We start from the raw sequence: 14,437 nt of genomic DNA, 5'->3' as shown, positions 1-14,437 counted from the left end.
AAATTATTACCGTAAGTTTCATAACACCAGAGCGGTAAGTGGCGCCGTTTATAAAAGTGGCGCGATTAATAGTCGTATACCAAAAACATATACGTTTAACATTGTTCATTGTATAAACACAGATAAAGAAAACAACTATGACTGAATCTACCGACAGATTAGATAGTACTAAATTGAATAGCGTTGAATCGGCTAGTACTAATATTGCTGACAATAAAGTACCTATAGCTGTGAGTAGTACTCATCAATCGATTGACTCTAAAACCATGAATCATACGCCTAAAGCTATGTACGTGACTTCAGGCAACTCGATAACACCTAAAGGTAAGTTGGATAAAATGCCAAAAATGGTTGCCAATGGCAGTCGCGCTTTTATCTGGTATTTGTTGGCGATAATGGTATTAATACTTGATCAATGGACTAAGTGGTTGGCCCAAACCAAATTAGCGTTCAATGACCCCGTACCGGTCATTGAACCATTTCTCAACTGGACACTCGCTTATAACTATGGGGCAGCATTTAGCTTTTTAGCCGACGCTGGCGGTTGGCAGAAATGGTTTTTCTCAGGCTTAGCTTTTGTAATGGCTATCTTTTTAACGATTTATTTAATCAAAGCGCCACGTACAGCCAAGCTATTGTCTATGGGGTTGGCCTTAGTGCTTGGCGGTGCGATTGGCAACTTAATCGATCGTTTAAGAATTGGCAAAGTGGTTGACTTTATCCATGTGCATTATGCTGATGTCTGGAATTATCCTATTTTCAATGTTGCAGATATAGGTGTCTGTGTCGGTGTCGCATTGATTATAATTGACATGATATTTTTAGAAAGTAAGCGTAATAAATAAGCACATTGATGCCGATTATCACAAACAAAATGAACTAGCGTCGTAGTCACTCTATACGGAAAAATACTTTTTATACTTGAGTATGTTTATAAAATGTGAACTGGAAGGTAATGTATGACTGGTATAGGTACTCACTCATTTTAGGTCTTAAAACCCAATACTTAAAAGCTCTGCGTAGAGCCATTATTATAGAGACATTGAATAATCCATAAATTCTTTATTGATAATAACAAAAGGAAAATATAGTGTCACAGGCTCAGCCAACTATTGAAAAAATTCACAGCCTTAGAAAAAAACAAGAGACCGCGTTAAAAAGTCTTACCCTTATAGGCTACCTAGAAGGCACCTCTTTCTTATTATTGCTCTTCATCGCCATGCCACTAAAATATATGATGGACATTCCAGAAGGTGTAAAATATATCGGTATGGCGCACGGTGTACTATTCATTGTCTATATCGTAGTACTTGTAGGCACAGCTATCAAAGTAAAAATTCCTCGTTGGGCAATACCTGCGGGCGTACTCGGATCACTCTTACCATTTGGCCCGTTCATATTTGATCATTTACTAAAAAAGAATCTACAAAAAAGCGTAAGTAAAGAAGCCTAGAACAAACCCTGCTGCAAGCATGCCTTATTGCTCAAAATTGCTTTCTCTGATTGAATCAGAAGTCGCCATGACTCAGATGGCGACAAATGAATAACATCGAGCAGAAATTACTCACAAAAAAAATTCATTTTAAGCCCAGTATGGATGATTCAATACTCTACTCGTTTTTCCAACTTATCTTACACGCTATCGACCAATCCATATCGTTTAAAAACTAAATAGGTTTTGTCATCCGCGATGGATTTCCTGTTATCGTAGGGTATACCCTAGCGGAACCACATAAAAAGCCCCAAAAACTAATTAATAGACCACTTAAAACAGACTGGTATAATGGAACCACTTATAACAGACTATTTTAGGTGTTTATGTTTATTAGAGCGTATCTACGAGCGTCTACCAAAGAACAAGATGCTAAGCGTGCCAAAAGCGAACTTATAGCATTTGCCAAAGATCATGGCCACAAAGTTGCCGCCTTCTATGTCGAAAACGAATCAGGCGCAACTTTGATACGTCCGCAGTTAATGCAGCTGATCGATGATGCCCACGAAGGCGATGTGATTTTGGTTGAACAGATTGACCGCTTAGCACGTTTGAACCAAGCTGATTGGGATACTCTCAAAAGAATGCTATCAGAAAAAAAGCTGGCAGTCGTATCAAAAGAACTGCCGACCTCCTATATGGCGCTTCAGCCAGAGAGCAGCACTGAATTTATGAGCAGCATATTGCAGGCCATCAATTCGATGATGCTTGATATGCTCGCTGCTATTGCTAGAAAGGACTATGAAGATCGACGTAACCGTCAGATGCAAGGTATTGCTCGTGCTAAGGCTGAAGGCAAATATCCTGGACGTAGAAAAGACACTGAGAAGCGTAAGATTATCGCTAGTCTGCTAAAATCTGGACATAGCTACTCCGAAATACAAGCTACGGCTAAGTGCTCACGTCAGCTGATAGCTATTATAGCTAAAGACACGAAGTAATACTCAAATACTCAATATATATCATCTTTAATTGACTTTAAAAATCACAAAGCTATATTGCGCTTAGTTTTCTTTACCGTCGAGCCACGCTATAAACACCCAAACTGCACCTAACAGCACGCACAAAATGGCTGCTGATATAAACATCTGTGACCATAAGTCGTACACATAGACGATTGAAGCGATCAAACATAAAGATAAAAAACCTGCGGTCATGGCGGTCATAGTCGCAGGTGATTGCGACATGAAAACAGAATTTCTTTTAATGCTTGTTAATGTCGTTTTCATATCTTTAGCTGTTACATCTGTAGAGTTTTTGACGCTCTGTAAAGCGCTGTTATGCATTACTGCGACTTGCTTTAGCTTACTTAAATCTTCGTCATATCTAGTATTAGCGTCTGCGCTTGCGGTGTTGAGTTTGTCGATACTCTCAAGCAATGCTGTGTGTATTGTTGTCATGTTGCTTTCAAGCTTGTCGTTGATCTCTTTTACTTGTTCGTTGTGATTGCTAATAGATAATTTTTTATGCTCAATCAATTTCTCGATTTCATCATTAATCTTGCTCTCAATAAACGGCTCAATATTAGTAATAACTTGCGCTATTTGTGCGCTATACTCGCGCTTTAAATCAGTTTGCGTTAGTTCTTTAACGCCCTCTTTTAGCAGCTTTAGCGCCTTGTTTTCAGCCTCCATAAAGAACAGGTTATTTAATCTTACTCTCTCTTTTAATCGGTGAACAGCGCCATCTAAATCATCAATCTTACCGTCTATCTTATTAATACTTTTATCAAGCTTTTTGTCTATATTATCGCTTGCTTTGTCGCCCAAATTTATCAGCACTGGAAGCACTTGCTTTAACGCTATGACGATCTTTTCTATGTCGTCATGTAGTTGTTGATCGCTCATTTTTATCTCTCTTATAGTCGCGGTGATGAATAGCTGTTAGCTCTATCAAGCTTTTGCTGTGCTGCGTTCTGTATCTGCTCCAGCTGCGGTAGTAGCTCTTTGATTGTTTCGTTGTTCTGCTGTAGTTTAATGACTTCATCAAACTTGTCATTTAGCTGTTCGATGACTTCAATTTTCTGCTTGTTGTCTGTCATCTTATTAAGCTCATTGATAAAGTTTTTAGTATCGTCTTTAGATAATTTTTTAGTGCTTTCTAAGTCTGCTTGTCTTGATTCTTGCTGTAGCTCTGTTATGTTCTCAACTCGCTGTAAAGCGTCTAAATTCATCGCTGTTGCTGTTAATTTTTCAGCGCTATCTATAAGCTGACCAGATGCGCCAATAGACTTAAAATTAAGATCGTTTATTACCTCATCAACACGAACAGAAAATGTTTTAAACCTATCTTTATAAGCTTTGATTTGCTCCGATTTTTGCTGCTCTCGTTGTTCCTGCTCTGCTTGTTCTTTAAGCGCTGCTTGGTGTCTATCATCAGCTTGTTTTTTAAGCGCTGCTTGTTCCTGCTCTTTGATTAATTGAGCTTGTAGGGCGTCTGTTCTGCGCTGCCAATCATCAACTTTCTCAGGGTTTAGCTGTGTCGTTTTGGTCGTTATTATCTCGTTATATAAGTCATCATCTTGCTCAATAACAGCTTCTTGAGCGTCTAGTAGATTTTGGCGTTTTGTATATGACGGCTCTAAGCGCTGATAAGTTTTAGAAGCAGTATTGACTTGCTCTTTTAGTGCTTTTAGTTCTGTATCTGTTGTCTCTTTATAGACGCTAATAGAAGTCATTAGATCATCAAGCTGCTGCTGTGTCTTATCGCTTATTTGCTCTGCTTTAATCTGCTTGAGATTTTCGTATTCTTGCTCAAGCTGTTTAATGCTCTCAACATCATAATCAGCGAGTCTCATAAACTTGTTATAAGTATCAATATTGTCGGTTACTTTTATAGCGCCTAAATCATTAAATCGCTCTTGCCACTCATCGCCTTTTACCTCTTTTTCTATCAATAATTCATTGATTTTTTCAATGTCTTTAGCTACTTTTGCTAATAGTTTAGTGAAAGGCTTATCAAGTATTTGAAGCTTTTTGGACTTAGCTATTAAGTCGTTATTAATTGGTATAATCTTATTAAGTATTAGCTTATTTTTTTTGGTCTGTTCATCTATAGTGGATAAATTATTTTTTATCTCTAAAACGCTTTGCGTTGTCTGCTGTGTTTCGTCTTGTCTGAACTGCTCTAATAACTTGACTGATTGCTTGATTGCTTCGTTCTCGTCATACGTTCTAATTAATGTAATGCTACTTTTTATTGTCTTTATATCGTCTGTTCGATCAACGCCAAGATCAGCTAATTTTTTGGGTAATGTTTGATAGTTATTATTGAGTGTGATTACGATTTTTGCTTGTTCTGATAATACGTCTTGTAATGTATTTATAGTGGATAATAAAGCGCTGCGCTCCGTCTTTTTCTTAGTCTCAATATCATCAGCTAAGCTCATAAAGCTATCTAAGATATTAATATCATCTTGCTCTTTTTGTAGCTCATTGACGGGTACTTTAAAAGCTATCTTATTCAAGTCAATACTTGCAAAAGGTTTGCGTTTTTTATACTCGACTTGTACGCCTTTGAATTCTTGAATATTGACTTCATCGTCAATGCGTCCGTCATCGTTGTAATCAATCTCTAAATCACTCTCTTTAATGTACTTATTTAAGTCATCTATAGTCTCGTTATACTCGTTAATTACTGACTTCTTACCCTTTAATATGTCTCTGTATAATGATTTACCAAGTTTCATTTTTGGAAGCTGATTAATGCCTTGCTCTCGATAAGACTTGTCAGTTATTTTTAAGTTTTCAGGTAGCATTTCATTAGCGAGATCAGCCCACAAACTGCGCTGATATTTTAGCTCGTCACCTCGTCCGTTTAACCCTTTACTCAATCGCTCACCTGTCGCCCAAAGACTCCAATTTTTGCGCTTAGATAATGAGTAACTATTATCGTCATTTGCTAATATTTCTCTACTTGATAATAAAATATGTGCATGATAATTATCTTTAGTTATTTCTAAAATCTGACCGTCTTTTTCTTGCGTGTGCGTGTGCGGTTTATGTATATTTAAATCAACTAAAACATTGTAGCGATCAGCAAGCGTCTGACTATATTTTTCAACTAATTCTATACGCTTATTTTCATCTAATCCGATAGGGAACATGACATCAATCTCAACGCCAAGCTGCGCCTTTTCTGACTTTTCTATAAGCTCTATATCATTCCAAAATTGTTCTCTTTCAACTTCAACAGTGCTAGCTTTTTTTGGTAATATTAGAACAGAATAAGCGACATTCTTTTCTATAGTTTTCGTTGTTTCGTTGCCGTTTTTATCTATTAGTTTGATTATTTTTTCAGTAGATTTTGAGCTATAATCATGTGTCTTATTAGTCTTTTTATCGACTAATTCAGAACCTGAATTATAAGCAGATTTAGCAATAACGCTGTCATCTTTTCCTTTGCTAACAGGGCTGACACTCACATGATAACCTTGCCTATTCATTGCCTTTTCTCCGTATGCTATGCTTTGGCTTTTGACCTCGTAGAGCGAACCGATGGAGTTTATGATAAAAATAGTACCCCTTGCGGGTCTTTTATCATAAACTCCTAAGTTCGCTCTTACCAGAGAGGGGAAATACAACTGCGTCCACAAAAAGCCGTGGTCTTGTGCATTTAAAAATTGCTAAGCTTATTATTAAATGATATATTAGGTTATTATTATAACATCAAAAAAAGGAATTGGTTATGTCTCTAATTGAAGATAGTTTATTAACTGATAAATTAGATGCTGTTAAACAAGCACAGAACGCTTTAAACGATGAGAAAAATAACTATTATATCGTACTTGGTGAATGGCTTGAGAACGCTTTACAATCTGATAATAAAGATATTAAAGATTTCTTTGTAATAGAAGCTGAAAACACTAAATTTCTAAAGCGTAAAGCTGATCGTGTAATAGCTAAAAAAATAGCAGATAAACTACAAGCCGTTAGTAAAGTGAAGTCTAGCGATCACTCTAAAAGCTTTGAGCATAAAAACAGTGATGATGTATTGACTAATAGCGGTCAACAAAATGCTAACCTAATATAGTCTAATTAGCACTTATTTAGCGATCATAGCCTTGTATAACCTGATTGATGCTAATGTATCATTCAATGCTCTATGATCGCCACAATCGACACTTAGACGCTCACACGCATTAGCTAAGCTTATATAGTAATGTTGATTAAATTTTCTCATAGCTAAATACATCAAGCAATTAGTTGATCTTGGCTCTAAATTAAAAGTATTAGTTGCCGAATTTTTCATCTTTTCAATATCAAAGTCAGCGTTGAATATATATAAATCTCTGTCTTTTATGAGCTTTGAAATTTGGTTTTGCATCTCTTTAAATTTTGGCATACTCTCAATTTCAGATTTCTTTATGTTGTTCACTTCATAAGCATCATAACTTATATCGCGTTTAGTATAGATTAGCGTGTCAATAATAACGGTGTTGTTTATATCAACTATAGCGATCTCTATTACTTCATCTTTTGCGCCTAGTCCTGTTGTTTCAGTGTCTAAAAACAGAGGTATAGTAGGGTCGCTATTTAGTAAATACTCGTCAATGCGATTAGCGATTTCTTGAGTTATTTTATCTGCTGATTTTCTGCGCTTTTTATCTGCCTTTTCATTCTTTCTCTTAGTCTGCAAAGATTTTTTTGCTGCTGCTTTTCTTATTCGCTCCGCTTGCTTCTTTTCTCGCTCAATCTCGGTTGCTGTTTTTGGTCGATATTGGAAAGGAAAAAAGAAGTGCTTTTCATAATCGTCACGCTTACCCCAATACAATCTGTGAGGTTCGTTCAAGCTGTATTCTTGTTTGAATTTAAGATTGTTTTGACGCATATACTTAACAAGCTCGGACTTATTGAATAAGTGGCTGGTAATGTCTATCTGTAGTGCTTTTTCAACGTCTGCAAGATTGCCTATATGCTGTAATATCTGTTCTCTAGCTATTACCTTTTTAGCAAGATATTTTAGCTCATTAGCTATATTAACAGGGCTAATAGGGCGGTCAAAGTCATCTTTAAAATCATCAAATTTAAGCTTTCTGATTGCGTGTAAATCAATGTTAGATTTAAATTCACGATTGATAGCATTAACGCCCTTCGCTGTCACCTTGATGCGCTTATCATTCTCCAAGCTGTCAGCGATACGCTCAAGCTCCTCACAAGCCGTCAATAAGCTTTTATTGAGCTTTATTTTTGGCTTTTCGACTTGCTTTGTTTTGCTGTTCCTTTGAATTTCTATACTCATTTTTCACCTTTATTTTTTAGCAGCTGTTTTGCGAGCTGTGGTAGTTTTTTTGCTTTCACTCTCTGCGATTTCTGCTTCCGTCTGCTGTGCAAGCTCAAAGCTATCAACATCACTCGATAGCTGTTTGTTTTGTTCTTTGAGTGTTGCGATTTCGCCAACATAACCATCATGTTTAGCTTTTAAGCTCTCAAGCTCTGCGCGTAGTTGCTTGTCGCTCTTTTCATAGCCTTTTATCTCACCGCTAAGCTGTGCAATTTGCGTCAGCTGCTCGTTACTCTTGGCTTGTAGATCGTCAATTTGTTTAGTTGACTTTTCAAGCTCCGATTTTTGCTTATCGACTTGCTCTAGCAATGTTGATTTTTCAGCTTTAGCTTTCGTTAGATCGGTCGTTAGTTGTTGATTACTAGCTTTAAAATTAGCGTTATCACTCTCTACGCTCTCAACGTCACGTTTTAGCGCTTTGTTGTCGTTGCTTGTTTGCTCGACTTTATCGGCTAGATCCGCATTAGATTTTTCAAGCTCCATCTTGTCAGTTTTAAGCTGCTCATTCTCTTTATCTGTTGTCTCAATATAGCTCTCTAGCTCTGCTACTTCTGAATTTAGATTTTTGACTGTCTCGTCATGTGCGGAACGCTCTAAATTAAGCGTTTCGTTTGCCTTTTCTTGCGCTTGACTGGTGACATTGACAAGTAAGTCAGTGACCATCATTTCAAGCTCACCTAGAACCGATTTTTTTAATTCCTCGTCAACCGTAAATTCAGCCGCTTTTTTCTCGCTCGGCTCTCCAGCTGCGGCTTTGTTCTCGCGCCATGACTTCAATGCAGGTTTGATGGAATTGTACGAGTAACCGCCCTCCCCTCTGATCGCTTCATACGTTGGTTTAATGTCTTGATCGACAAGCACATTGATAGTGTTGTGAATATTTTGCTCTAACTCTTTTGAAATACTCATTGTCTGTAAGCCTTATATAATATGGTCATGATCTGTTTCTTAAACTTAATGATAGCATAATAATAAATGATAGCAAGTAATATTATCATACTATGATAATATTACTTGCTATCATACTATGATAATATTACTAAGTATAAAAAAAACGCTTACAAGGTCTTTTGTAAGCGTTTCTACTGATGTTTTCGATGGTGATGTACCTAATCGGCCTTAAAACTGCGTAGTGATAAAACTAGGGACGCTGGGAGCATAATTATTGCCCTTGATACCGCTCCATTCACCGCCATTCTTAATTTGCTCTTAATTTGGCTTGTAAGCGTTTCTACTGATGTTTTCGATGGTGATGTACCTAATCGGCCTTAAAACTGCGTAGTGATAAAACTAGGGACGCTGTTAACGCTATGTATCTGTTAGCTTCACTACTTATTGAATAATGACTTGGCTAGCTACCTTATTGATCTTCATCTTAGCTCACTGAACATCGTTAGCATAACTTAATAATAAATCTACTCGATATAGCGGGTTAAAATGCTTTAAAAGTTAAGTAGCTCTAACAATAGATTTATGTACCAGCATCAGAGATTTCGGGCTATAGCATAGTTAATCTAAATATCAGGATTACTCTAGTAATCAAAGCTAATGTATTTGTCAGATATTCGGATCTCGACTCTCTTCTATGTGATTGTTTGATTACTCCCTATATAGATCATAAATTTTTTCTCTGAACCCTTATATATATAGCCTAGGGGGCTATATATACTATGATCTATCATAGTATATATTTATGATCTTGGTTCGTATGGGTTCGAAGTTCAGACAATACTCACCCTAAAGCAAACACGCATAAAACGCGGTTGCTTTAGGTATTATCTGACTATCTCAAGCTACACCTAGTATGACCTCGGCACGCATTGGGACGGAAATCAGAACGTCATCACTGTATCAAGCTGACGCTGTTAAAATTACGGCTGATAGCACCGCTTAGACACGTTTTTAACTGCTGAATGGTGTTCTTACGCTGACAAGGATTGCTCCAATATATCGCTTCAGATAGGTCATTCAACTACTCATTACGTTTCTTACTTTGTCTAAATACCCTAGTAGTAAGATCCCCGTATCGCAAACGCTAGCGTCACTTAACCTCATCACCCGTTTGCGCGGAGACGATAAGCATTGACTAAGGAATTGTAAAAGCGAATGACCAATAAGACGTGAAATTACTTGATGAAACTCAGATTAGCTTGTAGAATTGCACCCATGACGGGCCTAACCAGCTGATTCAAATAACGCACCTTGTATGCTTATTTGTGTCGTTCCAGAAATTCCCCAATTTCTGCAACCGTCAGGGTGTATTTAAAAGCAAACGCGCTTACTTGTCAACAAGTAAGCGCGTTTTTTTATTGTCTTTCTCATATTGAAAAATAAACAGTATTTATTATTTATAACAGTATTTTAAAAGCTTTATATGTTTTTAATAAACTCTATGTACCCCTTATAAATATTGGCTTTCAAAGGTTTTTTCAGTAGGCATACTACGACAAATTTAGGGTTATAACGTGATTAATTTAGTGTGTATTAAATTTATAATACGACAAATTTAGGGCTATAGTACGATAAATATAGGGTATAATGAGAAAATATAATAAAAAATTCTCACTATGTGCTATGATTCTATAATATGAATAGGTATTTCTAGGATTTAATGTATGACACCTTCTGAGTTTAAGGAATTACAAGAAAAGCTAAGAGACGATGTAGGTCAATCTTACACAGTGAAAGTTGATAAGCATTTGTCAGCAGACGAACGTGATGAATTAATCAAGCATATTAAAAAAAGTATAGGCGATGCTGATGCTACAATTTTAATTGTAGAACCTAATATTGAGCCACAGTTTGATTTTAAATATGAATTACAAGCTAACACTAATAATGATGAAAATGGACATTTAGCGCTACCTAAATTAAATGAAAACGTTCCAGCCCCTCATAATGGTTGGGTATATGCTGATAACTTGATAGTGATGCAAAACAGGCTTCTTAATGCAATCACCAATTTAGACTTTAACGAAAGACGTCTGATAATGTATCTATCACATATTGTACGTAAGGCTGTTGACCTAAATCCTGAACAAAGAACTTTTGTAGTCACCGCTCTAGAATTTCATAACGAATATGATGTAGGAAAAAACAACGTTTATGATTTATTAGCGAACGTAGCTGACAGCTTATTACATAAAGCATTCTTCTTTTGGAATTTTGAAAAAGATGAGATTGGTAATAGAAAAGGGTCGAGCTGGGTTGCGGAATGTGAATATCTTAGAGGTAATGGCTGTATAGAGGTAACCCTTACTGATACTGTCACAGAAATGTTAACAATATTTGATAGAAGTAATCCATACACACAATATGAGCGACAATATATTGTTAATTTAGGGTCATATGGGATTATTATGTTCGAATTGATTAACAGCTGTTTATATTTAAGAGGTAAGAAAAAGGCCTACTCTATCGAGTATTTAAGAAAGAAATTTAATTGTGAGGATACATACGACAAAGTAACGGATTTCAGAATAAAGGTTATAGATAAAGCAATTAAAGAAGTTGAAAAACATACGCCTCTACGTATTACGTATACGAAACAAAAAAATAGTAGAGAGATTGTAGGGCTAGTATTTAGCTTTAAAAATACTGCCGCTAAGAAAGTTGACAAGAATGATAAACCAACGTGTTTAACTGAGAAACAAGCTAAAAAATATAGTTTTCAATTAAAAGATAAACATGAAATTGTTGGCGATTGGAGCATTAAGTCTTATGATGAAGCACAAAAACGTATTGAGAAAGAGCTACAAGAACCCGAAAAGTATGACCAATACCTCAGTTTTTTGAAAAAATACACTGATTATGGAATTAATTAAAAGGTTTTTTTTGAATGTGAGATGTGTTTGATACCAATATAGTTTTAACTATTATATATTTCTCTCAAGACTTTGTATCAATTGCTAGGCAAGATATAACTAGATTAGTTATAAGCCATACTCTAAGTATTTGAGTAAATATTTTTTATAAAAAAATTAAACAAGAAAAACTACCCTTTGTGGTAGTTTTTTTTGAGAAAATTCCAGACTTAGATGATAAAGAATTTGAGATAAATTACAGTCCTTAGGTTGCTATGTGTGCCACTACAACTAAGCAGCCTGGTCGTTATCCATGAGATCTATAAAAGAAGTCTCAAGCTTACATATTGTATAGTCATCAATCGGTAGTCCTTCATCAAGCTGTCGCTGTACCCAGACATAGACAGCTTCGTCATTATAAAGAATAGAGTCTACGCTAAGTAAGTTTGCTAGCTGCACACCTTGTTGTATTTGCAAATTTGTCAGCAGTTGGACAGATAATGATTTTGCCTCATCAGTAAACCAAGATGATGCGTTGAGTAATAATAAATTCATATGCATTTTTATTCTCCTATAGAACATTATGATTTTTAAATAGGTTAAATAACTTCCTATAGGTCAAATTATACCTATATTTTAATCTATTACAAGTAAAAATAATCTTCTACAGGTCTTTTTTTCTTTTAATGCACTTTACTATGGCAAGCTAGCTTTTAAGTATTAGACTCGTCTATGATTTGATATAAGTCGCCAATATTGATTCTAAGGTACCTGCATACAGACTCAATAACATCTAAATCAACTCTAGTAGCTTCTTCATTATACATACGGGTGATGGTGCCGCGATTGATACCAGTATCTCTTGAGACATCGGCAATTTTAAGACGCCTTTCGCCCATGATAGTCGATAAGTGACATTTCACCATAGTAGTTTCCTAATTAGAAATTGTTTGTGGTTTTTGATTGGCGACTGGATTATAACGAATGCTAACCGCATTAAGTACCTATTTTAGCAGCTCAAAATGATACCCAATAGCTGCACATTATGTTTCAGCAGGTAGTTTACTATGCCAACTCAGGATTTGACAAATTGAGGCAGTTCTATAATTATTATTAGAGTAGGGATTAAGTCAATATTGAAGATATCGCTATTTTGATTGAAAAATGTTGCTATTCATCTAGCTATTAAGTAAAGTCTTATAAATACTCAAATACTCAAATACTCAAATACTCAAATACTCAAATACTCAAATACTCAAATACTCAAAGCACGGAGCTCTCTATGAAAGTCATTGCTGTATTGAATCAAAAAGGGGGCAGTGGCAAGACAACTATTGCCACTCAATTAGCTCGTGGATTACAGCTACAAGGCCATAGTGTATTGTTGGTCGATAGCGATCAGCAAGGTAGCGCTCGTGACTGGAGAGCGGTTGATGAAGATAATCCTGTACCAGTGATTGGTCTAGATCGTCCCACTCTTGATAAAGACTTGAAAAATGTATCTGATAAAGAATATGTAGTGATTGATGGGTCACCGCAAGCAACTAGTTTAGCTTTATCCGCTATTAAAGCAGCTGATTTTGTATTGATCCCCGTACAGCCTAGCCCATACGACGTTTGGGCGACTAGCGATTTAGTGGACTTAGTGAAGCAGCGTATAGAGATGACTGACGGTAAACTAAAAGCTGCCTTTGTAGTGTCTCGGGCCATTCAGAATACCAATATTGGTAAAGAGGTCGCCTCAGTTTTACTAGAGTACGGTCTACCTGTGCTAAACAGTAGAATCATGCAGCGTGTGAGTTATCCGAATAGCGCCTCATTAGGTAAAACGGTATTCGATACTGAATCAGCTAACAGTAATGCAGTGCAAGAGATGACTGCTCTAGTAAACGAAGTTAAAACATTTTTTGATGAAAAATAAGGTGTGAGTATGAAAGCCGGTCGACCAAGTAAGGACGCTAAAAATACGCTAGATTTGTCAGACGTGACAAACGCTCCGAAAAAGACAGTACGGGTTAATTTTAATATTGATGAAGAAAAGTACATTGCGCTCAAAAAGCATGCACTTGATAGCCGAAAAACATTGACGCAGCTGCTCACCGAGATGATTGAAGAACGTCTAGTAGAGCGATAATGACATTGCCTTTAGACCTGTTGATCACTACAATTTGACGCCATACCACCTACCCATTGATCACTTATATAGACCATACCACTTTATGAATAAACAACAACTAGCTAACAAAATCTGGCAATCCGCCAATCAAATGCGCTCTAAGATCGAAGCGAATGAATATAAAGACTATATTATCGGGTTTATGTTCTACAAATTCTTATCAGATAAAGAATTGCAGTTCTTAAAAGCCAACGATTTTACTGATGAGAATATTAGCAGCTTGACGGAAGAAGACGTTGAAGCTGTCGAGTTTATTAAAGAAAACCTTGGCTACTTTATTCCTTATCCGCATTTGTTTTCGACGTGGATAAGTAAAGGTAGCGATTTTGAGATTGCTAATATACGCGATGCACTAAACTCATTTTCACGGAATATAGAAAACAAGAAGGTGTTTGAAGGTATCTTTTCAACCTTACACAATGGCTTAAGCAATCTTGGTAAAGATGCCGCATCTCAAACCAAGGCAGCCAGCAGTTTGATTCATTTGATTAAAAGCATTCCTATGGATGGTAAGCAAGATTATGATGTTCTTGGCTTCATCTATGAGTACCTTTTGGGTATGTTTGCAGCCAATGCAGGTAAAAAAGCTGGTGAGTTTTACACCCCACACGAGGTATCTTTGTTGATGTCTGAGATTATCGCAGACCATCTAAAAGATCGTGACAACATTGCTATCTATGACCC

General features: G+C 36.4%; 14 protein-coding genes. 8 read left to right on the top strand and 6 right to left on the bottom strand.

Annotated features, from left to right (window positions below; all coding sequences use genetic code 11):
* The first annotated feature begins 137 nt into the window (after positions 1-137).
* From lspA to ACMFL8_RS14400, 3 genes are all read left to right on the top strand, one after another.
* The gene (lspA, locus tag ACMFL8_RS14410; protein WP_045455808.1) at positions 138-845 is read left to right on the top strand and encodes a signal peptidase II; all 708 of its coding nucleotides are present in this window, start codon (positions 138-140) and stop codon (positions 843-845) included.
* 275 nt (positions 846-1,120) lie between these two features.
* Complete coding sequence (locus tag ACMFL8_RS14405; protein WP_041753506.1) at positions 1,121-1,453, top strand: DUF3817 domain-containing protein; 333 nt, start codon at positions 1,121-1,123, stop codon at positions 1,451-1,453.
* 365 nt (positions 1,454-1,818) lie between these two features.
* Positions 1,819-2,433, top strand: coding sequence for a recombinase family protein (locus ACMFL8_RS14400; RefSeq protein WP_194621227.1), 615 nt, complete (start codon positions 1,819-1,821; stop codon positions 2,431-2,433).
* 63 nt (positions 2,434-2,496) lie between these two features.
* Here ACMFL8_RS14400 and ACMFL8_RS14395 read toward each other — a convergent pair whose 3' ends face one another.
* Entirely contained in the window at positions 2,497-3,339 is an 843-nt protein-coding gene (locus ACMFL8_RS14395; protein ID WP_413191405.1) for a hypothetical protein, read from the bottom strand.
* 11 nt (positions 3,340-3,350) lie between these two features.
* Positions 3,351-5,936, bottom strand: a complete 2,586-nt coding sequence (locus ACMFL8_RS14390) for a MobA/MobL family protein (protein WP_194621225.1) — start codon at positions 5,934-5,936, stop codon at positions 3,351-3,353.
* Positions 5,937-6,178: 242 nt separating this feature from the next.
* Between ACMFL8_RS14390 and ACMFL8_RS14385 the strand changes: the two genes are divergently transcribed.
* Positions 6,179-6,523, top strand: a complete 345-nt coding sequence (locus ACMFL8_RS14385) for a hypothetical protein (RefSeq protein WP_194621224.1) — start codon at positions 6,179-6,181, stop codon at positions 6,521-6,523.
* A gap of 12 nt (positions 6,524-6,535) precedes the next feature.
* Here the strand turns inward: ACMFL8_RS14385 and ACMFL8_RS14380 are convergent, their stop codons facing one another.
* A complete protein-coding gene (locus ACMFL8_RS14380; RefSeq protein ID WP_194621223.1) occupies positions 6,536-7,732 on the bottom strand; it encodes a 3'-5' exonuclease in 1,197 nt (398 codons plus the stop codon).
* Between the two features lie 9 nt (positions 7,733-7,741).
* Positions 7,742-8,683 carry a DNA-binding protein gene (locus ACMFL8_RS14375; protein ID WP_194621222.1) on the bottom strand — a complete coding sequence of 314 codons (942 nt, stop codon included), beginning with the start codon at positions 8,681-8,683 and terminating at the stop codon, positions 7,742-7,744.
* Between the two features lie 1,706 nt (positions 8,684-10,389).
* On the opposite strand from ACMFL8_RS14375, the gene ACMFL8_RS14370 reads away from it, so the two are divergent.
* Positions 10,390-11,598, top strand: coding sequence for a replication initiation protein (locus ACMFL8_RS14370; protein WP_194621244.1), 1,209 nt, complete (start codon positions 10,390-10,392; stop codon positions 11,596-11,598).
* 270 nt (positions 11,599-11,868) lie between these two features.
* On the opposite strand, the gene ACMFL8_RS14365 is transcribed toward ACMFL8_RS14370, so the two are convergent.
* Positions 11,869-12,138: a hypothetical protein gene (locus ACMFL8_RS14365; protein ID WP_194621243.1), complete on the bottom strand. Its 270-nt coding sequence runs from the start codon at positions 12,136-12,138 to the stop codon at positions 11,869-11,871.
* A gap of 152 nt (positions 12,139-12,290) precedes the next feature.
* A complete protein-coding gene (locus ACMFL8_RS14360; protein WP_194621242.1) occupies positions 12,291-12,503 on the bottom strand; it encodes a helix-turn-helix domain-containing protein in 213 nt (70 codons plus the stop codon).
* A 356-nt stretch (positions 12,504-12,859) separates the two neighbouring features.
* Here ACMFL8_RS14360 and parA point away from each other — a divergent pair, with 356 nt between their 5' ends.
* The 3 genes from parA to ACMFL8_RS14345 form a co-directional block, all read left to right on the top strand.
* Positions 12,860-13,498: a ParA family partition ATPase gene (gene parA / locus ACMFL8_RS14355; protein WP_194621241.1), complete on the top strand. Its 639-nt coding sequence runs from the start codon at positions 12,860-12,862 to the stop codon at positions 13,496-13,498.
* 9 nt (positions 13,499-13,507) lie between these two features.
* On the top strand, positions 13,508-13,711 hold the full coding sequence (locus tag ACMFL8_RS14350) for a hypothetical protein (protein WP_194621240.1): 204 nt from the start codon (positions 13,508-13,510) through the stop codon (positions 13,709-13,711).
* A gap of 85 nt (positions 13,712-13,796) precedes the next feature.
* Positions 13,797-14,437 (top strand): type I restriction-modification system subunit M N-terminal domain-containing protein (locus ACMFL8_RS14345; RefSeq protein WP_413191404.1); only part of this gene is annotated, 641 nt, incomplete at its 3' end.

This window comes from Psychrobacter sp. AT9 (genome assembly GCF_047272965.1).
GTDB lineage: Bacteria > Pseudomonadota > Gammaproteobacteria > Pseudomonadales > Moraxellaceae > Psychrobacter > Psychrobacter glaciei.
This window is presented reverse-complemented; position numbering and strand designations above follow the sequence as displayed.